Origin of the sequence: Cognatilysobacter bugurensis (assembly GCF_014652095.1) — a bacterium.
Taxonomy (GTDB): domain Bacteria; phylum Pseudomonadota; class Gammaproteobacteria; order Xanthomonadales; family Xanthomonadaceae; genus Cognatilysobacter; species Cognatilysobacter bugurensis.
This window is the reverse complement of sequence record NZ_BMYD01000002.1, coordinates 72,971-95,019: the sequence shown is the minus strand read 5'-3', so window position 1 is coordinate 95,019 and position 22,049 is coordinate 72,971. Positions and strand designations below refer to the sequence as shown.

Sequence of the window (22,049 nt, the reverse complement as noted above, 5' to 3'; positions counted from 1 at the left end):
TAGCGGCGATATAAAAAAGGCGGCCGTGGCCGCCTTGTATAGTTCAGACTGTGAGCGGATTCGGTTTGTGCTGGTCAAGCCTGTACTGCTTGATCGCCCGAGCCACATCCTTCCCCGTCATCTTCCCCTCCGCCGCGAGCGCCGCAATCGCCGCATGCGCGATGTGGAAGCGATCCACCTCGAAGTGCCGGCGTAGGTTCGCACGCGTATCCGATCGCCCGAAGCCATCCGTGCCCAGCACGCTGTAGCGCATCGGCACGTACTCGCGGATCTGGTTGGCGTACATGCGGATGTAGTCGGTCGCGGCGATGGCCGGGCCCTGGCGGCCTTCGAGCAGGCCGGTGACGTAGGCCTTGCGCGGCTCGCCCTCGGGGTGCAGGCGGTTGTGGCGCTCGACGTCGGCGCCGTCGCGGGCGAGCTCGGTGAAGCTGGGGCAGGACCAGATGTCGGCGGTGACGCCGAAGTCCTTGTCGAGCAGTTCCGCCGCGGCGATCGCCTCGCGCAGGATGGTGCCGCTGCCGAGCAGCTGCACGCGCAGCTCGCCCTTCTTGGGCTTGCCGGCGTCCTTGAGCAGGTACATGCCCCTGATGATGCCCTCGGCCGCGCCCTCGGGCATGTCCGGGTGGGCGTAGTTCTCGTTCATCAGGGTGAGGTAGAAGTACTCGTCGCGCTGCTCGGCCATCATGCGCTGCATGCCGTACTGCAAGACCACGGCGACTTCGTACGCGAACGTCGGGTCGTAGCTGCGGCAGTTCGGGATCACGCTCGAGAACACGAGGCTGTGGCCGTCCTCGTGCTGCAGGCCTTCGCCGTTGAGCGTGGTGCGGCCGGCGGTGGCGCCGAGCAGGAAGCCGCGCGCGCGCATGTCAGCGGCCTGCCACGCGCTATCGCCGATGCGCTGGAAGCCGAACATCGAGTAGTAGATGTAGAACGGCAGCATCGGCAGGTCGCTGACGCTGTAGCTCGTGGCGGCAGCGAGCCACGAGGAGAACGCACCGGCCTCGGTGATGCCCTCTTCGAGCACCTGGCCGGCCGCGTCCTCGCGGTAGTACATGAGCTGGTCGCGGTCGACCGGCTTGTACTGCTGGCCGCGCGGGGCGTAGATGCCGAGCTGGCGGAACATGCCCTCCATGCCGAACGTGCGCGCTTCATCCGCGACGATCGGCACGCAGCGCGGGCCGACCTGCTTGTCGCGCAGGATGATGTTGAGCGCCTGCACGAACGCCATCGTCGTGGAGATCTCGCGCTCGCCCGTGGTCTTGAGCAAGCGGTCGAACACTTCGAGCTTCGGCGCTTCGAACGTCTGCGTGGACTTGGGCCGGCGCTGCGGCAGGAAGCCGCCAAGCGCGCGGCGGCGCTCGAGCATGTATTCGACTTCCGGCGAGTCCTTGCCCGGGTGGTAGAACGGCACCGCGCCGTTTTCGAGTTCCTTGTCGCTGACCGGGATGTTGAAGCGGTCGCGGAACAGGCGCACGGCGTCGTCGTCGAGCTTCTTGGTGTTGTGCGTGGGGTTGAGCGCCTCGCCCGCCGCGCCCATGCCGTAGCCCTTCACCGTCTTGGCGAGGATGACGCTCGGCTTGCCCTTGGTCTTGGACGCGAGGTCGTAAGCCGCGTAGACCTTGTGCGGGTCGTGGCCGCCGCGGTTGAGGCGCCAGACGTCCTCGTCGGACATGTTGGCGACGAGCGCGGCGGTCTCGGGGTACTTGCCGAAGAAGTTCTCGCGCGTGTACTTGCCGCCGAACGCCTTGCAGTTCTGGTACTCGCCGTCGAGCGTTTCCATCATCAGCTGGCGCAGCTTGCCGGTGGTGTCGCGCGCGAGCAGCGGATCCCAGTAGCTGCCCCAGACGAGCTTGACGACGTTCCAGCCCGCGCCGCGGAACTGGCCTTCGAGCTCCTGGATGATCTTGCCGTTGCCGCGCACCGGGCCGTCGAGGCGCTGCAGGTTGCAGTTGACGACAAAGACGAGGTTGTCGAGGCCTTCGCGGCCGGCGACGGAGATCGCGCCCAGGGACTCCGGCTCGTCCGTCTCGCCGTCGCCGAGGAAGCACCAGACCTTGCGGTCGGTCTTCGGCATCAGGCCGCGGCCTTCGAGGTACTTCCAGAAGCGTGCCTGGTAGATCGCGCTGATCGGGCCGAGGCCCATCGACACCGTCGCGGTCTGCCAGTACTCGGGCATGAGCCAGGGGTGCGGATACGAGCTGATGCCGCGGCCGTCGACTTCCATGCGGAAGTGGTCGAGCTGGTCTTCGGTGATGCGGCCTTCGAGGAAGCTGCGCGCGTAGATGCCGGGCGAGCTGTGGCCCTGGATGTAGAGCAGGTCGCCGGGGTGCTCCTCAGACGGTGCGCGCCAGAAGTGGTTGAAGCCGACGTCGTAGAGCGTGGCGCTTGATGCAAAGCTCGCGATGTGGCCGCCGAGCTCGCCGGGCTTACGGTTTGCGCGCACGACCATCGCGAGCGCGTTCCAGCGCAGGATCGAGCGGATGCGCCATTCCATCGCGGCGTCGCCCGGGCTCTTGGCCTCGAGGTGCGCGGGAATGGTGTTGATGTATTCGGTGGTCGGGTTGAACGGCAGGTGCGCGCCGGCGCGGCGCGTGACCTCGACCATGCCTTCGAGCAACTGATGCGCGCGCTGCGGGCCGTCGCGCTGGATCACGGCCTGCACCGACTCGACCCATTCGCGGGTCTCGGTGGGGTCGGGATCGTTATTCAGCAGGTCGGCGAACGGGCCGTTGTGCAGCGGGTCCTGGCTCATGCATTTCGCGACCCCGTGGCCGCGCCTCGTGAATGACGGGAATGAGCTTGATTCTAGCAGCGGGGTTCAGGCATTCCGGCCGCGCTTGAGCGGCTGCAAACGAATGCGGTGGCATGCGGTTTAGGCCGTACGCGTGCGGATGTGCGCGGTGTGGCGAGTGGGCGTTCGTAGAAGGCGCCGCGGTGATGCAAGGCGCGGGTCGCGCTGGTCCTGATGCTCGGGATCACTTGTTGCTGGAGCGTGGGTGACATCGAGTTCGCGTTACGTTCGGCCGGCCGATGCGGACGCCTGGGGCGTGCTCGCAGGTGGTTGTGCATGCGCCTTGTTCCGCCGGTAGCGGCGGCGTGCCGGAGCTGCAATCCGGCCATGACCAACGGCACGCTTGACCATCTACTATAACGTTAGTACTAATGGACGCGTAGACCACGAAAGGCGCTTGCATGACGGCTCCCCACCCCACTGAAGGCGAACTCGCGATCCTGCGCGTGCTGTGGTCGCGCAAGGCGCCGATGACCGTGCGCGAAGTGCACGAGGTGCTCTCGCGCGACAAGGACACCGCGTACACGACGGTGCTCAAGATGCTGACGATCATGGCCGAGAAGGGCCTGCTCGTTCGCGATGAATCCGAGCGCAGCCACACCTATTTGCCGGTGCATGCCGAGCCGGTGGTGCAGGCGTCGCTGCTCAAGGACCTGATGCGGCGCGCGTTCTCGGGCTCGGCGCTGACGCTGGTGCAGCGTGCGATCGATGACGACATCGCAAGCGCCGAAGAGCTGGATGCGATGTCGAAGCTCATCGCCCAGGCGAAGGCGAAGCGCAAGCGCTGATGGACGCACTGGCCGCCCTGCAGTTCGGCTTCGCACCGGCCGTCGCGTCGGCGCTGCTGCACGCGCTGTGGCAGGACGCGCTGCTCGGCGTGCTCGCATGGCTGACGCTTGCGTCGATGTCGCGCTCGAGCGCGGCCGCGCGGCATGCGATGGGCATGGGCTTCCTGCTTGCGATGGTCGTCGTACCGGCGTTGACGTTTGTGCGCTTTTGGCAGATCGCACCGCTGGAGGTGAATGCCGGCCTGCTGCAGGCGATCACCGCGCCGCGCGTCGAGGCGGCGGCCGGGGTGTTCGTGCAGCAGTCGAGCCCGGTCGCGATCGCGCTGGCATTGATGTGGCTCACCGGTGTGGGCGTGATGCTGCTGCGGCACTTCGGCGGCTGGCGGCTCGTGAGCGCGCTGGACCGGCATCCTTATGAGGCGCTGCCCGCGGAGTGGAACCGGCGCGTGGAGATGCTGCGCGCGGCGATGGGCATCACGCGCGAGGTCGCCGTGCGGCTGTCGAGTGATGTGCTCGGCCCGTTCACCGCGCGCCTGCTGCGTCCGGTGATCTGGCTGCCGCTGTCGCTGGTCACGCAACTGCCGCGCGAACAGATGGAAGCGCTGCTCGCGCATGAGTTGGCGCACGTCGCGCGCATGGATTGGCTGTGGAACGGGCTGCAGTGCGTGGTCGAGTCGCTGCTGTTCTTCCATCCCGCGGCGTGGTGGCTCGGTCGGCGCATCCGGCAGGAACGCGAGCACGCCTGTGACGATCTCGCGGTGGCGGCGTGCGGGGACGCCATCGCGCTGGCCGAGGCGCTCGTGCAACTCGAGCGCCAGCGGCAGTCCTCCCCGCCACCGGCGGTTCCTCGCCTTGTTCTTGCAGCCCACGGAGGCTCACTCATGCAACGCATTTCCCGTCTGATATCCGGACCGCCCGCGCGCGGCCGTTGGGGCGCACGCGCCGGGCTTGTAGTCCTGCTCGGATCGGCCGCACTGCTGGTGTCGCAAGTCGGCATCAGCGGCAACCCGCGCCCGAACATCCACATCTCGACCACCACGGACGGCGTGATGCGCCCCGGCGATGTCCGCGAGATCACCGCGAACGGCTTGGACAAGCAGCGCTACTACCGCGGCGCAGTCGATGCGCAGGGGCGCTTGGTCGAGGTCTATCAGGAAGACGGCCAGTCGCGGCCGATCGACTCCGATGTGCGCAGCTGGCTCTCGGAAATCGCACGCCTGAGCGTGCCGCCGGCGCCGCCGATCCCGCCGGCACCGCCGGCACCGCCGGCGCCGCCCGCGCCCCCGGCTCCGCCTGCAGCGTTCGCAGCGAGTGGATCGCCGGTGCCAGCCGCAGTGCCTGCCCCGCCTGCACCCGATGCACCGCCTGCGCCGCCGGCCCCGCCCGCGCCGCCGGAAGTCACCGACACCGCGCTGTTCCAGTCGCTGCTGCGCGTGGTCGCAAACGATCCGGGCGTGATCGCGAAGCTCGGCATCCCGATCGCACTGGCATCGAACGACGTGCACGGCCGCATCGAAGTCAGCGGCGGCAACGCGCCGGGCGCGGAGGTGGACGCGACGTTCGCGCTCACCGGGCCGAAGGGTCGCAGGGACGTCCATGTCGTTGCGGAGCTCGATCGGCAGAAATGGTCGGTGGACACCATCGAGTTCCGTGGCCGCTGAGTTTTTTTGCCCGCAAGTACTAACCGATTAGTAGTAAGCCTCGCGGCCGTGCCGCCTCTATGAAAGGGAGCTTCAATGAACCACCGCATCCTCGCCCTCGCCGTCCTGCTCTCACTCGCGCCGCTTGCGGGCGCCCAGCAGGGCCCTGCGCCGAAGCCGGTCACCGCGGCGGAGCGCCAGGCGGTCGTCGCCCGGCTGGCCGAGCAGCTGCAGGCGAAGTACGTGTTCCCCGATGCGGCGAAGACGCTCGCAACCGCGCTGCGCGCCCGGGAAGCGGCGGGCGCGTATGCCGCCGCGACCGACGTCGGAGCGCTCTCCAACGCGCTCGCAAAGGACCTGCGCACGCTCGGCAAGGACGGGCATTTCAACGTCGTGTACGCACCCGGCTTCGAGCCGCAACCGGCGGGGCAGATACCGACGGCCGAGCAGGTCGAGGACATGCGGGCGGAGATCGCGAGCCACGGCTACGGCATCGACAGCATCGCGCGGCTGCCGGGCAACGTGGGCTACATGGAGCTGCGCGGCTTCGGCCCGGCCGAGCTGGTCGGCGACGCGTTCTCGGCGGCGATCACGCTGCTGTCCGGCACCGACGCGCTGATCCTGGATCTGCGGCGCAACGGCGGCGGCCAGCCGAACTCGGTCGCCTACCTCATGAGCCACTTCTTCGCGAAGGGCGACGAGCGCCACCTCAACGACCTCTACAGCCGGGCCAGCAACAGCACGCGGCAGTACTGGACCAACCCCGCGGTCGGCCCGCGCTACACGAAGCCGGTCTACGTGCTGACCTCGGCGCGCACGTTCTCCGGCGGCGAGGAGTGTGCGTACGACTTCCAGACGCAGAAGCGCGGCGTGATCGTCGGCGAGAGCACGGGCGGCGGATCGAACCCGGGCGACATGTACGCGCTGGGCTCGGACTTCGCGGCATTCATCCCGGATGGCCGCGCGATCAACCCGGTGACGAAGACGAACTGGGAGCACGTCGGCGTCAAGCCCGACATCGCGGTGCCGGCCGCCGATGCACGCAGGACCGCGCACCTCGCAATCCTGCGCGATCTCATCAAGGCCTCGTCGAGCGACGAGGCGAAGGCCGAGCTGCAGCAGGTGTTGGCCAAGGTGGAGGCCGGGAAGGAGGACGCGCCGGTCTATTCGGGAAGGCAGTGAACGCAGGCCGACTAAACCGCGTCCGTCGGTGCATGCCAGTGCGCGTGCGTCGCCGGGCGCCGGCATGGCCGGGCCGGCCGCGGTGAGGGGCGTGGGCGGGCTAGTCCAGCGGTGGGGTGACTTCCGGCCCATAGCGAAGTCGCTTTGGTGTTGTACTTTACCAACACACCAGACCACATCGGCCCGAACACCCGCCATGAACGCACTGACCTCGCTCTTCACGAACACCCTGCCGCGCCCGCAGAACCGCACCAACGCGATGTCGGAGCTTTCCCGCCCGTCCCGCCGCGAACGCGACTACGGCATCGGTTACGGGTCCAGCCGTGGCTACGCCAAGACCCCGCGCCACTCGAACAGCTGGACCGCGCCCCGCTTCCGCTTTGTCTGATCCATGGCGGGTCCATTGCGAGACCACCTCGGCCGCGCACGGCTACCCGGCGCGGCCGTTGATGTTGCGAGCGCCGCTGTCCGCTCAGCGCAAGCCGAACGCGCGGCGCGGCAGCAGCAGCTTGATCGCGCGCTCCAGACTCTTTCGACGCATGCCCGGGTGGCGCAGGCCGCGCCGGATCGGGCCGATCCACTCAAGCCGCGGGCGGTCGAGAATCGCCTCGCGCGCATCGGCCTCGATGCGGTACATCTCGGCGATCAGCCGTGCTTCGTGGACCCGGTCGGGCGCGAGGTCGGGCAGGCATGCAAGTGCAAGGTCGAGATCGTCGGCGATCGCGCGGTACATCAGGATCGTGCGCTCGTAGCGACGACGCATCGCATCCGGGCCTTTCTCGCCCCGGGCGAACAGCCAGTTGCCGAGGCTGTCGGGCAGCTGGCGGTAATGGACCAGCGCCTGCGGCAGGCGGCGCCCGTGGCCCAGCAGCACACCGCGCAGGGTCAGCACGTTGTCCTCGGCGCGGCCGCGCAGCGGGCCGAACACGGTGAACACCTCGCGCCGGAACGCCATGGCGGCGCCGAGCAGCGTGGCCAGCCGGCCGACGCGCACGAAGTAATGCAGGTCGAACACCTCGGGCATGCCCTGCACGCCGGCGCGCAGCGGCTCGCCCTGCGGGCCCATCTCATCGACCGCGCTGCCCATGACAAAGCAGCCCGGGTCAGCATCGAACGCGTCGAGCAGCGTCGCCACCCGCGTCGGCTTGCTGATGTCGTCGCCTGCCATAAGCACGACGATCTCACCGCTGGCCATCGCGAGCAGCGTGTTGACGTGGCCGGTGACGCCTTGATTGACCTCGTTGCGGCGCACGGTAACCGAATGCGGACCCGCGTAGCCCGCCACATGCGCCTGCGCGATCGCGTAGGTGTCGTCGGGCGAGGCGTCGTCAGAAATCAGGATTTCGCAGGGCACGGTCTGCGCGAGGGCGCCGTCGAGTGCCTCGCGGATCGTCTCGGCCGCCTTGTACGCGATCAGCGCGATCGTGACGCGCGGCGAGGCAGCGACGGCGCTCATGCCAGGTGCTCAGGCCCGGCCGATGAGGCCGGCGTCGCGCGCGGCGAACACCGCATCGACGACTGCCTGCGCCTGGGCGTCCGTGAGGTGCGGACCCATCGGCAGGCTCAGCACCTGCGCGTGCAGGCGGTTGCTGATCGGGAACGCTTGCTCGTCGTATCCGTCGGCCTCGTACGCGCCCTGCCCATACGGCGGTATCGGGTAATGAACGAGCGTGTCCACGCCTCGCTCGCGCAGGAACGCCTGCAGCGCGTCGCGGTGATCGACCTGCACGACGTACAGGTGCCACACCGGCTCCGCGCCGTCCGCCACGCTCGGCAGCGTCAAGCCGCTCTCGGCGAACGCCTGCGTGTAGAACGCGGCATGCGCGCGGCGGCGTGCGTTCCAGTCATCGAGCCGGGCCAGCTTCACGCGCAGCAGCGCCGACTGCATCTCGTCGAGCCGCGAGTTCACGCCTGCAAGCTCGTGCACATATTTGCGCGAGGAGCCGTAGTTGCGCAGCTTGCGGATCGCTTCGGCAAGCGCGTCGTCGTTCGTCGTGACGGCACCCGCATCGCCAAACGCGCCGAGGTTCTTGCCGGGGTAGAAGCTGAAGCCCGCAGCGATGCCGAGGCCGCCCGCGCGCGCCCCGGCCCACGTCGCGCCCTGCGCCTGCGCCGCGTCTTCGACCAGAGGCAGGCCATGGCGTGCGGCGATCTCGCCCAGCGCCGACATGTCTGCGCACTGGCCGTACAGATGCACCGGCATGATCGCGCGCGTGTTCGCGCTGATGGCCGCTTCCACCCGCGCCGGGTCGAGGTTCGCAGTGTCGGCGCGGGGCTCCACCGGCACCGGGCGCGCACCGACCAGACTGACCGCGAGCCAGGTCGCAATGAACGTGTTCGCGGGCACGATGACCTCGTGGCCCGCGCCGATGCCCAGTGCACGGAGAATCAGCATCAGTGCGTCCAGGCCGTTGCCGACGCCGATCGCATGCTTTACGCGGCAATAAGCCGCGAACTCGGCCTCGAACGCGTTGGTTTCCGGCCCGAGAATGTAATGCCCCGAAGCGAGCACGCGCAGCGCGGCGGCGTCGAGATCTCTGGCGAGCTCGGTGCGCGCGGCTGCGAGGTCGAGGAACGGTACGGGTGTGGTCATTCGGAAGGCCGCCCAAGCGCCGCGACGAATTCTTCGTAATCGCGGTAGTAGTCCGACTCTTCGTACACGGTCGAGGCAAGCACCATGCAGACGGAGCCGGAAGAGAAGTTGTCGAGCTCGCGCCACACCATCGTGTCGACCAGCAGCCCGTAGTACGAGCGGTTCAGATGCACGCGCTCCTTGCGGGTGCCGTCATCGAGCGCGACGTCGAAGCTGCCGGCCATCGCGATAATGAGTTGACGCAGCGCCTTGTGCGCGTGGCCGCCGCGTTCTGCACCGCCAGGGACATCGTAGAGGTAGTACACGCGCGCGATATCGAACGGGACATGGCGCCCGCCTTCGACGAACGTGAGATTGCCGCGCGGGTCGGAGATCTTCGGCAGGTCCACGAGTCGCCAGCGCGAGGACGTGCTCATTCGACGGGCCTTGCGGGCAACCCGCGCACGGCCGCCCCATCGGGCACGTCCTTTGTCACGACCGCGCCGGCCGCGACGGTCGCGCCTTCGCCGATGCGCACGCGCGGCAGCAGCAGCGCACCGAGGCCGATGCGTGCGTGTGCGCCGATCTCGGGGCCGCGAATGTCTTCGTCGATGTAGCCGTCGCGGCCCATCGCGTTGTCGTTCGCAGTGCCAACCAGGCCGGAGACGAACGCCCCCTCGCCGACCTTCTGGTTGCCGCACAGCCACGCGTGGTCCATGAGCTTGACCCCATCGCCGAGCTCGACGTTGTAGTTGAGCGTGACGTGGCGTCCGACGACGACCTTGCGACCAATGCGGCAGCCTTCGCGAATCGACGCCGCATCGCCGACCAGGCAGTCGGCGCCGAGCGCGACGTCGTGATAGATCACCGCGTGCGGGCCGATCACGCAGCCGTTGCCGATGCGCGTTTCGCCGCCGCCGCCGACCTCACGCGCGAGTGCCGCGCTGCCGCGGGCGGGCTTGCCGACGTAGGCGCCGGGAAACACTTCCACGCCGTCACCGAGCACCGCGCCGGCCTCGATCACCGCGTGCGGGTGGACGATCACGCCGCGCCCCAGCCGCGCGCCCGCGCGGACGACCGCGAACGCATCGATGCGACTGCCCTCGCCGACCGCATCGGCTTCGCACAGCGCAAGCGCATGGACCGTCGTCATGGCTGGCCTCTCACTCGACGCCGCGCCGCATCAGCGTTTCGCGCCCGGCGCGGATCTGCGCGTCGACCGCGGCGATCGCGGTCATGTTGACGACGCGGCGCGGCGTCGAGGCCGGGGTGAGGATGTGCGCGGGCTTGTCGAGGCCCATGAGGATCGGGCCGAGCGCGACGCCGTCGGTCATCACCTTGATCATGTTGTAGGTGATGTTGGCTGCGTCGAGGTTCGGCATTACATACAGGTTCGCGCGGCCGGTCAGCGTGGTGTTCGGAAAAATGCGCTGGCGCAGCTCGGGCTGCCAAGCGGCGTCGCCCTGCATCTCGCCGTCCACGTTCAAACGCGGCGCGCGCTGGCGGATGATCTCGTAGGCGCGGCGCATCTTCGCGGCCGAGGCGTTCTCGTGGCTGCCGAAATTGCTGTGGCTGAGCAGCGCGACGCGCGGCTCGATGCCGAACAGCCGCAGCCGCCAGCTCGCCTGCAGCGTGGCCTCGGCGATCTGCTCGGCGGTCGGGTCGACCTGCACGTGCGTGTCGAGGAAGAACCACGCGCCCTGGTCGTTGATCACGCCGCTCATTGCCGCGGTGCCGGTCACGCCGCGGTCGAAGTCGAACACGCTGCGCAGGTAGCCGAGCTTCTTGTGGAAGCGCCCGACGATGCCGCAGATCATCGCGTCCGCCTCGCCTCGCTCGAGCATCAGCGCGGCGATCAGCGTGGGCCGCGAGCGCAGCAGGTTCTTCGCGGCCGACTGCGACACGCCGCGGCGCTCGGTCAGCGCGTGGTACTGCTGCCAGTAGCTGTCGAAGCGCGGGTCGGAATAAATGTTCGTGAGCTCGAAATCCACACCGGCGCGCATGCGCAGACCGAGGCGCTCGATGCGCTTTTCGATCACGTCGGGCCGGCCGATCAGGATTGGGTGGGCGAGCTGCTCGTCGATCACCGTCTGCACCGCGCGCAGCACCGTCTCTTCCTCACCTTCCGCATAGACGACGCGCTTGCGATCGGCGCGCGCGCGGTCGTACACGGGCTTCATCAGCAGGCCGGTGCGGTAGATGAACTGCGCGAGCTTTTCCTCGTACGCGGCCATGTCGACGATCGGCCGCGTGGCCATGCCCGACTCCATCGCGGCGCGGGCCACGGCTGGGGCAAGCTCGACGAGCAGGCGTGGGTCGAACGGGCGCGGGATCAGGTAATCGGGGCCGAACTTCGGCACTTCACCGCCGTACGCACCGCCGAGATCGGAGGCTTCGATGCGCGCGAGCTTTGCGATCGCGCGCACGCAGGCGAGCTTCATCGGCTCGTTGATTTCCTGCGCGCCGACATCGAGCGCGCCGCGGAAGATGTAGGGGAAGCACAACGCGTTGTTGACCTGGTTCGGGTAGTCCGACCGGCCCGTCGCGATGATGCAGTCCGGCCGCACCGCGCGCGCGTGCTCGGGCAGGATCTCGGGGTACGGATTGGCAAGCGCGAGGATGATCGGCCGCTCGGCCATCTTCGCGACCATCTCCGGCTTGAGCACGCCGCCGGCGGAGAGGCCGAGGAAGATGTCGGCGCCTTCGATGATGTCGTCGAGCGTGCGGTGCGCGGTGTCGCGTGCGTAGCGCTGCTTGTCCGGGTCCATGTTGCCGCGGCCGGTGTACAGCACGCCGTCGCGGTCGACCGCGAGGATGTGCTCGGGCTTCATGCCGAGCGCGACGAGCATGTCGAGGCAGGCGATGCCGGCCGCGCCCGCGCCGGCGGTCGCGAGCTTTACCTCTTCGATCTTCTTGCCGGTCACTTCGAGCGCATTGAGCACCGCGGCGCCGACGATGATCGCGGTGCCGTGCTGGTCGTCGTGGAATACCGGGATGTTCATGCGCTCGCGCAGCTTGCGCTCGACGATGAAGCATTCGGGGGCCTTGATGTCCTCGAGGTTGATGCCGCCGAACGTGGGCTCGAGGCTGGCGATGATGTCGACGAGCTTGTCCGGGTCGCGCTCGTCGATCTCGATGTCGAACACGTCAATGCCGGCGAACTTCTGGAAGAGCACGCCCTTGCCTTCCATGACGGGCTTGCCGGCGAGCGGGCCGATGTCGCCGAGGCCAAGCACGGCGGTGCCGTTGGAGATCACCGCGACGAGGTTGCCGCGCGCGGTGAGCTCGCTGGCCTGGTTGGGGTCGGCGACGATCGCCTCGCAGGCGTAGGCGACGCCGGGGGAGTACGCGAGCGCGAGGTCGCGCTGGGTGACCATGGGCTTGGTCGCGGTGACGCGGATCTTCCCCGGCGGCGACAGGCGGTGGTAGTCGAGCGCGGCTTGCTTGAAATCGTCGGAGTTGGACATCGGACCGGGCGGCTGGGACTGGGGGTCGATTCTAGCCGGGGCGGTGTAAGGGGCTGCGGACGGGGGCGTAGGGTAATGTCGGATCAGGGGTCCGGCGGAGCCCGCGTGCGCCTTGCGCATGGGCTTCTGCTGTGTGCTTGGTAAAGCCAGAGCTTCCGCCTGACGGCGGGTCACTTTTCTTTGCTGGCCCAAAGAAAAGTAACCAAAAGAAACGGCCTTCCCCGACGAGGCTCAATGACAGGCGGACACGACGACGCGATTTTCCGATTCGCCATTCCATGGCTCAGTCGGAAAACGGCGGCCATCCATGGCCGCCGCCCTCCGGGTTTACGGTTCGCCTGATGGGCGGGGCCATGCAAAGAACGAAAGCGCCGTCGCACAGGCCCGCAGTTCGGTAGACGTGGCGCCCCGGCCAGCCGGGCGCGCGGACCGGCGCCCGTCACCCGGCACATTCGCCGGAGCGCGCACGGAACGTACTCAGACCGATTCCAGACAGTCAGCAATCGAGACTGGACGCTCGAGCCAGATCATCGATGCGCGGGTTAGCTCGCTAACCGCCGTGGGCGTCGATCGATGACGCCGCGGCGTGAACGGTTAGGCGCACCGTGCAGCCGGGTCTCGCCCGAGGGGGCGACTGGCGGGCCCGGAAGTCCGGTGTCGGTGACCAGCTCGCGCAGCCGCGCATGTCCGCCGGGCCTCCCAATCCGGTTTAAGGGGCATCACCGCATGGCGCGAGCCGCAGCGTGTGCTTTGCAGACCAATCCGATCGGTTGGCGCCTGCCCGCGCTCCCCAGCGTCTCAAACCTGAATTTTCCTTGCTTACCCCGAGCATCGACCTGGCGGGACCGCATGCGACCGCTGATCTACCGCCCCGCTTCCTAGGGCCAACGCCATCGCCGAGTGGGCTTCGACGAGTCCATCCAGCACCGGGAGCGCCAAGTGCGCTTACCGGGCCAAGGCGCTTGCTGTGGTTTCGACTGTGCTGTTGCCGCAGATCCGGAGACCCGGAGGGCGGCGGCCATGGATGGCCGCCGTTTTCCGACTGAGCCATGGAGTGGCGAATCGGAAAATCTGCTGCACACCCCACGTGGCAACGGGAGCTGTGTCGGGGAAGGCCGTTTCTTTTGGTTACTTTTCTTTGGGCCAGCAAAGAAAAGTAACCCGCCCCAAGGCGGAAGCCTTTGGCCCAAACGGAGCGCAGCACCAACGCCGAGCGCCTTCGCCATAGCGGGGGCCACGCGCTCCCAGCGCGCTACAAATGCACAAAATCATCGCTATGCGCGATCGCATCCAACCGGATCCGGTTCGCAAACAGCGAGAACGCCAGCATCCCCGCCAACCCGTTCGCCCGCTTGATCCACGGCGGCATCCACCGCGGCGGCAGCAGCACGCCCGACTCGAACAGCGGCTCGAAGCGCACGATGTCGGCGAGCGTCATCTTCCCCGCGAACAGTGCCCGGCACAGGTGCAGCTTCTGCGCCTGCAGCGCCCAGCGGAAGAACGTGTGCACGCCGACGAGGCCGCGCAGGTAGACGGTGTCCTTCGTGAACGCGTGCCCGCCCGTCGTCGGCACGCCGCGGAACACGCGCTGCGCGGAGCCGAAGCTGTCGGCGGGGGTCTGCCCGGCGTCGAGGAAATAGCGGAACACCTCGATAAAGTCCGCGCCGTCGAGCGCGAGCGCGACCGCTTCGATGCGCAGGCTGATGCGCTTCATGCGGCCAATGTCGATGCTGCCGGTGATCTGTTCGGCAAACGTGGCCAGGCCTTCCTGTGTGGCCGTGGTGCGCGGCGACGACAGCGACAGGCTCTGCAGCACCGGCTGCTCGCGGCCGTTGAGCGCGGTGATCGAATGCACAAACGCCTCGTGCTGCAGCAGCTGGTCGCGGTCGTAATCGCTGAAGGCGGCGCCCGCGCGCAGGCGGATGCGCGTCGCGCCGGCGGCGGCCTTCGAGATCAGCTCGGGGTCGAGCACGACTTCGATGACGCGGCCTTCGAAGTAATCATCGAGCGCGCGCTGCAGCTGCAGCCACAACGATGTCGCGCTGATCGGCACCTGTTCGCTGGGCGCGAGCAGCGCCTGGTCGAGCTCGTCGGCGATCGAGATGAAGTGCTGCGCGGCTTCGCGCGTGCTCGGGCCGTCGCCGGGCAACGGCTCGTCGGGCTTGCCGTACAGGCGGATCGAGTGGCGGGTGACCTCGCCGGTGCCGAGCGCCTCGGCAAGCTCGGCGGCGATGCCCCAGCTGCGCGCGGAGTCGATGAGGTACTGGCCCAGCGGGTGGTCCGCGTCGGCCTCGCGCATGATCGCGTCGAACTCGCGTCGCGCGTCGGCGAAGTCCTGCTTCGGGTAGTCGATCTGCGGCAGCGCAGGCGCGCCGCGCGTCCAGCCGCCCAGGAACTGCCCTTCGGTGCCGGCCGGCCAGCTCGCGAGCGTGAGCAGCTTGATGCCGCGCGCGGCCTGCACCATGCGCGCGTCGAGCGCGGCGTGGTGGGCGATGTCTGCCGCGGCAAGCCGCTCGGGCGGGACATCGCGGGACGGCGCAGGCGGCGGCGCGGGGGTGCGCCGGTCGACGTCGACCGCGCCCGGCGCGGGGCGCCGCCGGTCGAGCACGCCGCTGCGGCGATCGTCGTGCTCAGCGTCGGCCATTCTTGTCGTCCAGGCGCTTGTTCACGGCCTTGCCGAGCACGCGGGCCTGCGCGTTCTCCGCGCGGCGGCCGGCGAGTTTGTCGGCCGCGCCGGCGACCTCGTCGCTGAGCTTGCGGTAGCTCGCCGCACGCTGCGGGTCGAGCGTGCCTGCTTCGATCGCCGCGCGCACCCCGCAGCCGGGCTCGCGCGCATGAGCGCAGTCGCGGAAGCGGCACTGCGCCGCAATCGCTTCGACATCGGCGAAGTTCTCGGCCACGTCCTCTTCGCCGGTCGGCTTGAGTTCGCGCATGCCGGGGGTGTCGATGAGGCACGCTCCCGACGGCAGCGGGATCAGCGCGCGGTGGGTCGTGGTGTGCCGGCCGCGGGCGTCGCTCTCACGCACGGCGCCGGTCTTCATCTTTTCGAAGCCGAGCAGCGTGTTGGTCAGCGTGGACTTGCCCGCGCCGGAACTGCCGACGAGCACCACGGTGCGCCCGGCCTTGAGCCACGGATTCAGCGCGGCGACGCTGTCGGGATCCTTCGCGTTGACGCTGCGCACCGCGACGCCCTGCTCGGCAAGCGCAGCGAGGGTTTCGACGGCTTCGGGCACGGCGTCGGCGCCTTCGGCCATGGCCTGGTCGGCCTTGGTCAGCACGACGACCGGCTCGGCGCCGCCGCCCACGAGCAGCAGGTAGCGCTCGATGCGGCGCGGGTTGAAGTCGGCATCCAGGCCGCAGACGACGAACACGGTGTCGACGTTCGCGGCGATGAGCTGCTGCCGGTAATGATCGCCGGCGGCGCCGCGCTTGATCGCGGTGCGGCGCGGCAGCAGCGCGACGACGCGCGGCGGCGGGGTGTCGAGGTCCTCGATCAGCAGCCAGTCGCCGACGCCGGGGCGCTGCTCGGCCGGGAACCGGGGCCGCTGCCATTCGGGCAGCGATTCGACCGGGAACGCCGTGTCGGGTGCATCGGCGACGATGTAGCCGCTGCGATGCTGTTCGGATACGCGGACGGGCCGGGCCTGCGGATGCGCGGCGAGCGCCTCGCGCCACGCCGAGTCGAGCGGCGTGCCGTCCTCGTCGACGGCCCAGCCGATCGCCTGCAGCGCGGCGAGGTCGAAGTTCATGCAGGTCGGGTATGAGCGGTCATCGCCCTGATTCTAGTCCTGCCGCGCCGGGCCGCGTGTCGATGCAAGCGCGCCGCAGGTCCCGCTTTTTGCGGCCGGTCCGCCGATGATCCGCAGGGTGGGCGCCCTCTGCCCCCGCTGATTCGCGATTCCGAACCGCGCGTCACGGATCACGGGTGACCGGCCGAATCCCGAGTGGCGGGCCCTTTGCTAGTCTGCGCGTCCTTCTTTTGCCAATGCTGCACGCATGTCCGCCCCCGCCCTGAAGACCCGCGAACGCCTGACCGAAGTCCGCTATGAAATCCGCGGCGAACTTGCGCGGCGCGCGCGCGAGCTCGAGGCTCAAGGGCGCACGCTCGTGAAGCTCAACATCGGCAACCCCGGTGCGTTCGGCTTCCGCGCGCCCGAGCACCTGCAGCGCGCGATCGCCGAGCACATCCACGACACGGACCCGTACACGCACCAGCAGGGCCTGCCCACAGCGCGCGAGGCACTCGCGGCGCATTACCGCCGCCGCGGCGCGCCGAATGCGACACCCGAGCGCGTGTTCGTCGGCAATGGCGTCAGCGAACTCATCGACCTCAGCTTGCGCGCGCTGCTCAATCCCGGCGACGAAGTGCTCGTGCCCTCGCCCGACTACCCGTTATGGACCGCGGCGACGATCCTCAACGACGGCTGCGCGGTGCACTACCCGTGCCGCCCCGAGGACGGCTACCTGCCCGATCCGGATGCGATCGAACGGCTGATCACGCCGCGCACGCGCGCGCTCGTCGTCATCAACCCGAACAACCCGACCGGCGCGGTGTACCCGCGCGCGCTGCTCGAGCGGCTCGTCGCGATCGCAGCGAAGCACAAGCTGCTGCTGATGTCGGACGAGATCTACGACGAGGTCGTCTACGACGGCGCGCAATTCCAGCCGCTCGCGCCGCTTGCCGGCGACGTGCCGTGTCTGAGCTTTGGCGGCCTCAGCAAGGTGTATCGCGCCTGCGGTTGGCGCATCGGCTGGGCATTGCTGAGCGGCGATCCGGTCGCAGTCGGCGAGTTGCACCATGCGATGGACCTGCTCGGCGCGCTGCGGCTGTGCGCAAACGTGCCGGGCCAGTTCGCGATCGAGGCCGCAATCGGCGGCGAAGCGACGATCAATGGGCTGTGCGCACCCGGCGGGCGGCTGTACGAGGCGCGGCGCGCGGTGGTCGAGAGCGTGGCCGCGAGCCGGCACCTGTCGATGGTGACGCCGGGCGGCGCGCTGTATGGCTATCCCACCGTCACCGGCGCGGCCGCGGTCGGCTTCGACGATCACGGCTTTGCGCTCGAACTGCTCGAAACGCAGGACGTGCTCGTCGTGCCCGGCACGAGCTTCAATGCGCTGCGTCGCGACCAGTTCCGCGTGACGCTGCTGCCCGAGGCCGATGTGCTGCGCGATGTGTTTGCGCGCATCGAGCGCGTGCTCGACCGACGCGCCGATGCGCAGGCCGCCGGCCGTGCCGCGGTGGCCTAAGACGCTCATCGCGCTGGGGCTCGCGGTGGCGGGCCTGGCCGGCTGCGCGACACCCTCGAACCGGAACGACCGCATGACGCTCGACTACCTCGCCCTCGGCGACAGCTACACGATCGGCGAGGGCGTGCCGGCCAACGACCGTTGGCCCGTGCAGCTGGCCCACGCATTGCGCGCCGAGGGCATGCCGCTCGAGGACCCGCGCATCATTGCGACGACGGGTTGGACGACCGACGAGTTGCTCGCCGCAATGGATGCGGCCGAACCGCTGGGCGACTGGGACTTCGTGACGCTGCTGATCGGCGTCAACAACCAGTACCGCGGGCGCGATGTCGACGATTACCGACGCGAATTCACGACCGCACTCGAACGCGCCCAGCGCCTCGCCGGCGGCCGCGTCGATCGCGTGCTCGTGGTGTCCATCCCGGACTGGGGCGTGACGCCGTTCGCCACGGCCAACGGAAAGGACCCGGCCCGCATCGCACGCGAGCTCGACGCGTATAACGCCGCCGCGCGCGAGATCAGCGCGGCGCGCAGCATCGCCTTCGTCGACATCACCCCGGTGAGCCGCGATCGCGGGGGCGAGCCGGCGATGCTCGTCGATGACGGCCTACACCCGTCGGGCGCGATGTATTCGCGTTGGGTCGAACGTGTGCTGCCGGTGGCCCGACGCCTGCTCGAGGGCACGCGTTGAACACGGCCGCCGCCACGCGTCCGCTCGAAGCGGCTGCCGCGAACGCGATCGCACGCCGCTTCCTGCCCTCGAGTCGCTTCGGCAACCGGTGGGACTACCACTACACTCGCATCAAGCTCGGCACCGATCCGCTGTATCCCGGCGTGCACGACGCCTTGCGCGGCTGCGACGCGCCGCTGCTCGACATGGGTTGCGGACTCGGCCTGCTCGCACACACCTTGCGCGCCGCGGGTTTGGCGACGCCGTACCGCGGCGTGGACAGCGATGCATCGAAGATCGCGCGCGGCACGCGCGTCGCCTCCCAGGCGGGTCTGGCCGATGTGGGGTTCGAGACCGTCGATCTCGCGCGCACGATCCCCGAGCACCGCGGCAGCGTTGCGATCCTCGACGTGCTGCAGTTCATTCCCGACGAAGCGCAGGTGCGCCTGATTGATGCGGCGATCGCGATGCTCACGCCGGACGCGCGACTCGTGATCCGCACCGGGCTTGCCGATGGCAGCACGCGTGCCCGCGTGACGCGTGCGGTCGATGTGTTCTCGCGTGTGGTCGGCTGGATGCATCGCGCACCGCAACGTTTTCCCGATGCCGCGCAGCTGCGCGCGCGTTTCGACGCCGCAGGCCTTTCATCCGAGTTCGTGCCGCTGCACGGCAATACGCCGTTCAACAACTGGCGCGTGGTGGCGTGGCGGTAAGCGCGAACACTTGAACTGCGATCCGCGCAGGCCGACTGGCCTTGCAACCCAGCCCGCACTCGCATGGAGGTAGCGAGGCCGCACGTGCCGTCTTCCGTGCACGGCCGCGCGCTGCTCGATCACGCCTACCCCTGAGCGCTTGCCGCGTCCGTCGACGCCACACCGCGGTGTTCACCGCATGCGCCGCTGCCGCACGCGCGAATACGTTTGCGTGCGCACCCCGAGCGACTCCAACGCGAATCCTGTCCTGTTGCCGGCTTGCTTGGCATCGGTTTTAAGGCAACGCCTATGACAGCGCAGCCCAAGTCGCCGATAGCCGCCGCGATGCGGTGACGTACATCACGCTCGCAACGTGCGCGGCATCACGCGCATTCGTCATTGCGAGTTGCGCAGCGAGCTGCCGTGCCACGTCACTCAGCGACGCGAAAAGGCGCTTTCTGATGTTGTTAAGCCGCATTGAACGTCTGCGCACGGTTCTGAAGAGCACTGCGTCACGACTTCGATGCGATGCAATCGAATTTCACCTCGTCGTGATGCGGCCGTTTTTTTGAACCGGTTCGCCCTTTGCGTCGATAAATCCCACCAATGCACCGCGCTTGTGCGCGGGCCCACAAAAACGCTTGGCATCGGCTTCCTAAAGTTCGCTCCGTCGAGAGGGCACCGCCCCCTTCGCCCTCTACGAAACGAATTCTTTTTGGAGTCCCCCGATGTCCACCTTCTCGCGCAACGCGCTTCTCGCCGCCCTCCTCCTCCCGCTCGGCTTTGCCGCCTCGGCCACGGCCGAAGCCGCGACGTTCCATGTGCGCACGGACGGCGGTGATGCGAAGCAGTGCAACGGCCGCTCCGACGCGGCGTACCCGGGCAGCGGCACCGCGCTCAACTGCGCATGGAAGCACCCCTTCTTCGCGCTGCCGCCGGGCGGCACCCCGCGCATCGCCGGCGGCGACACGCTGATGATCGGCGGTGGCAGCTACATGATGGGCCAGGGCGCGCCGGGTTCCGGCAGCTGCGGCGGCGGAAGCTGCTACATGTCGGCCCCGCCCTCCGGCCCGTCGGCCACGAGCAAGACGCGCATCCTCGGCAAGGCCGGCACCACGCCGGTGCTGTGGGGCACGGTGAACACCAGCCGCGTCATCAATCTCGACAGCCGCTCGAACATCGAAATCGGCAACCTCGAGATCACCGACCGCAACGACTGCGTGTTCCAGCACACCCAGAGCGTCGCGCTCTGCAAGAACGGCGGCACCTGGGCGCGCGTCGGCCTGTATGCACGCAACTCGAAGAACGTGTGGCTGCACGATCTGAACATCCATGGCCTCGCGCACATGGGCATGAATACCGGCGGGCTGTCCAACTGGCTCATCGAGCGCGTGCGCATCAACAAGAACGGCAAGGCCGGTTGGGACAACAGCGTCGGCGAGGCAGCCAGCACGAACTCCGGCTCGATCGTGCTCCGCAACGTCGAAGTGTCCTGGAATGGCTGCGGCGAGCGCTGGCAGACGGGCGCCACCTGGGCGTGCTGGGCGCAGCAGACCGGCGGTTACGGTGACGGCATCGGCACCTACTACACCGGCGGTCAGTGGCTGATCGAAGACAGCTTCATCCATCACAACACGTCCGACGGCCTCGACCTTCGCTACATGGACGGCGCCGAAGGCACCACGGTCACCGTGCGTCGCCTGCACGCGGTCGGCAACGCCGGCAACCAGGCCAAGATCCGCGGCAACGCGGTGATCGAGAACTCGGTGCTCGTGAGCAACTGCGCATACTGGGTCGGCAAGGACTACATGGTCAGCGGCGACGAGTGCCGCGCCACCGGCAACTCGCTGCAGTTCGTTCCGACCTCGAGCGACGTGATCGTGGCGCGCCACAACACGATCACCGGCGAAGGCGGCGTGCTGATCGGTGCGAACGAAGGCGACAGCACCTCGACGATCCGCATCGAGAACAACGTGCTGATCGGCCAGCCGCGCTGGGACGACCGGACCATGCAGAGCTCGATCTACTACGCGAACAACGCCCCGGCAAAGGTCACGTGGGTCGGCAACCTGGTGTGGAAGGTCAAGAACAACACCTGCCCGACCGGCTCGATCTGCGGCCAGGACCCGAAGCTCAAGAGCCTCAACGTCGACAGCTTCGACGCCACGCCGCTCGCCGGCAGCCCGGTGATCGACAAGGTTGCGCTGCTCGCCGCGGTGACCACCGACTTCCTCGCTCAGCCGCGCCCGTCGGGCCTCAAGAGCGACATCGGCGCGTATGAAGTGCAGCCGACGGGCTCCGTGATCCCGACGCCCGCCCCGGCGCCTGCTCCGTCGCCGACCTGCACCCGCGCTGCGCCGACCGTCACGCTGACGGGCCCGACCACGCAGGTCACCGCCGGCACGACGAACACGTACTCGATGACGCTCAAGAACAACGACAGCGCCGCGTGTGCGAACACGAACTTCGCCCTGGCCCGCACCGTGCCGACCGGCTGGACCGGCACGCTGAGCGCGACGAGCGTGACGCTGGCTCCGGGCGCGAGCTCGACCGCCACGCTGTCGGTGAAGTCCACGACGACCGCCACTGCGGGCAACTACGGCATCGGTGTCGGCACGAGCAGCACCGTCGGCACGACGCACACCGCGAAGGCCTCCGCCACGTATTCGGTCAAGGCGGCAACGACGGGCTTCACGACGACGGTGTCGACCGACAAGGCCAGCTACAAGGCGGGCTCGACGGTCACCATGACCTCGCGTGTGCTCAGGGACGGCAAGCCGGTCAGCGGCGCCCGCGTGCAGTTCACCGCACTCAAGCCGAACGGCATCAACTCCACGATCACCACGGCCTACACCGACAGCTACGGCTACGCGAAGAAGTCGATCGCCACGGGCACCGGCCCGAGCTCGATCGGCACGTACAAGCTCAGCGTCGTCGCGACGAGCAGCACGCTGACCGCGAAGGCTGCGATGACGTTCTCCGTCTACCAGTAAACCGGCG

16 protein-coding genes are annotated in these 22,049 nt (G+C 68.6%); 8 read left to right on the top strand and 8 right to left on the bottom strand.

From position 1 onward, the window contains the following. Positions 1-43 precede the first annotated feature (43 nt). Entirely contained in the window at positions 44-2,752 is a 2,709-nt protein-coding gene (aceE, locus tag IE075_RS07565; RefSeq protein ID WP_189455032.1) for a pyruvate dehydrogenase (acetyl-transferring), homodimeric type, read from the bottom strand. A gap of 440 nt (positions 2,753-3,192) precedes the next feature. On the opposite strand from aceE, the gene IE075_RS07560 reads away from it, so the two are divergent. From IE075_RS07560 to IE075_RS07545, 4 genes are all read left to right on the top strand, one after another. After that, positions 3,193-3,579, top strand: a complete 387-nt coding sequence (locus IE075_RS07560) for a BlaI/MecI/CopY family transcriptional regulator (RefSeq protein ID WP_189455030.1) — start codon at positions 3,193-3,195, stop codon at positions 3,577-3,579. Next, positions 3,579-5,240 carry a M56 family metallopeptidase gene (locus IE075_RS07555; protein WP_189455028.1) on the top strand — a complete coding sequence of 554 codons (1,662 nt, stop codon included), beginning with the start codon at positions 3,579-3,581 and terminating at the stop codon, positions 5,238-5,240. Before IE075_RS07560 ends, IE075_RS07555 begins: the two co-directional genes overlap by 1 nt. Positions 5,241-5,315: 75 nt before the next feature. Further along, positions 5,316-6,401 (top strand): S41 family peptidase, encoded by a 1,086-nt coding sequence (locus tag IE075_RS07550; RefSeq protein WP_189455025.1) that lies wholly within the window; start codon positions 5,316-5,318, stop codon positions 6,399-6,401. Positions 6,402-6,597: 196 nt separating this feature from the next. Further along, complete coding sequence (locus IE075_RS07545) at positions 6,598-6,789, top strand: hypothetical protein (protein ID WP_189455023.1); 192 nt, start codon at positions 6,598-6,600, stop codon at positions 6,787-6,789. 84 nt (positions 6,790-6,873) lie between these two features. Here IE075_RS07545 and IE075_RS07540 read toward each other — a convergent pair whose 3' ends face one another. From IE075_RS07540 to rsgA, 7 genes are all read right to left on the bottom strand, one after another. After that, a complete protein-coding gene (locus IE075_RS07540) occupies positions 6,874-7,857 on the bottom strand; it encodes a glycosyltransferase family 2 protein (RefSeq protein ID WP_189455022.1) in 984 nt (327 codons plus the stop codon). A 9-nt stretch (positions 7,858-7,866) separates the two neighbouring features. Then, the gene (locus IE075_RS07535; RefSeq protein WP_189455020.1) at positions 7,867-8,994 is read right to left on the bottom strand and encodes a DegT/DnrJ/EryC1/StrS family aminotransferase; all 1,128 of its coding nucleotides are present in this window, start codon (positions 8,992-8,994) and stop codon (positions 7,867-7,869) included. Beyond that, positions 8,991-9,410: a sugar 3,4-ketoisomerase gene (locus tag IE075_RS07530; protein WP_189455019.1), complete on the bottom strand. Its 420-nt coding sequence runs from the start codon at positions 9,408-9,410 to the stop codon at positions 8,991-8,993. The genes IE075_RS07535 and IE075_RS07530 overlap by 4 nt, the downstream gene beginning before the upstream one ends. Next, positions 9,407-10,126 carry an N-acetyltransferase gene (locus tag IE075_RS15835; protein ID WP_189455017.1) on the bottom strand — a complete coding sequence of 240 codons (720 nt, stop codon included), beginning with the start codon at positions 10,124-10,126 and terminating at the stop codon, positions 9,407-9,409. Before IE075_RS15835 ends, IE075_RS07530 begins: the two co-directional genes overlap by 4 nt. Positions 10,127-10,136: 10 nt before the next feature. Further along, positions 10,137-12,440, bottom strand: a complete 2,304-nt coding sequence (locus IE075_RS07520; RefSeq protein WP_189455015.1) for an NADP-dependent malic enzyme — start codon at positions 12,438-12,440, stop codon at positions 10,137-10,139. 1,252 nt (positions 12,441-13,692) lie between these two features. Further along, positions 13,693-14,904 carry a flavohemoglobin expression-modulating QEGLA motif protein gene (locus IE075_RS07515; RefSeq protein WP_229792437.1) on the bottom strand — a complete coding sequence of 404 codons (1,212 nt, stop codon included), beginning with the start codon at positions 14,902-14,904 and terminating at the stop codon, positions 13,693-13,695. A 166-nt stretch (positions 14,905-15,070) separates the two neighbouring features. Beyond that, positions 15,071-16,189 carry a ribosome small subunit-dependent GTPase A gene (gene rsgA / locus IE075_RS07510; RefSeq protein WP_189455011.1) on the bottom strand — a complete coding sequence of 373 codons (1,119 nt, stop codon included), beginning with the start codon at positions 16,187-16,189 and terminating at the stop codon, positions 15,071-15,073. 247 nt (positions 16,190-16,436) lie between these two features. Here rsgA and IE075_RS07505 point away from each other — a divergent pair, with 247 nt between their 5' ends. The 4 genes from IE075_RS07505 to IE075_RS07490 all read left to right on the top strand — a co-directional run bounded on the left by IE075_RS07505 (position 16,437) and on the right by IE075_RS07490 (position 22,042). Further along, positions 16,437-17,687 (top strand): aminotransferase class I/II-fold pyridoxal phosphate-dependent enzyme, encoded by a 1,251-nt coding sequence (locus IE075_RS07505; protein ID WP_189455009.1) that lies wholly within the window; start codon positions 16,437-16,439, stop codon positions 17,685-17,687. Between the two features lie 73 nt (positions 17,688-17,760). Then, the gene (locus IE075_RS07500; protein WP_189455828.1) at positions 17,761-18,378 is read left to right on the top strand and encodes an SGNH/GDSL hydrolase family protein; all 618 of its coding nucleotides are present in this window, start codon (positions 17,761-17,763) and stop codon (positions 18,376-18,378) included. Further along, positions 18,375-19,070: a class I SAM-dependent methyltransferase gene (locus IE075_RS07495; protein ID WP_189455007.1), complete on the top strand. Its 696-nt coding sequence runs from the start codon at positions 18,375-18,377 to the stop codon at positions 19,068-19,070. The genes IE075_RS07500 and IE075_RS07495 overlap by 4 nt, the downstream gene beginning before the upstream one ends. A gap of 707 nt (positions 19,071-19,777) precedes the next feature. Then, positions 19,778-22,042 carry a choice-of-anchor Q domain-containing protein gene (locus IE075_RS07490; protein WP_189455005.1) on the top strand — a complete coding sequence of 755 codons (2,265 nt, stop codon included), beginning with the start codon at positions 19,778-19,780 and terminating at the stop codon, positions 22,040-22,042. The last annotated feature ends 7 nt before the right edge of the window (positions 22,043-22,049 follow it).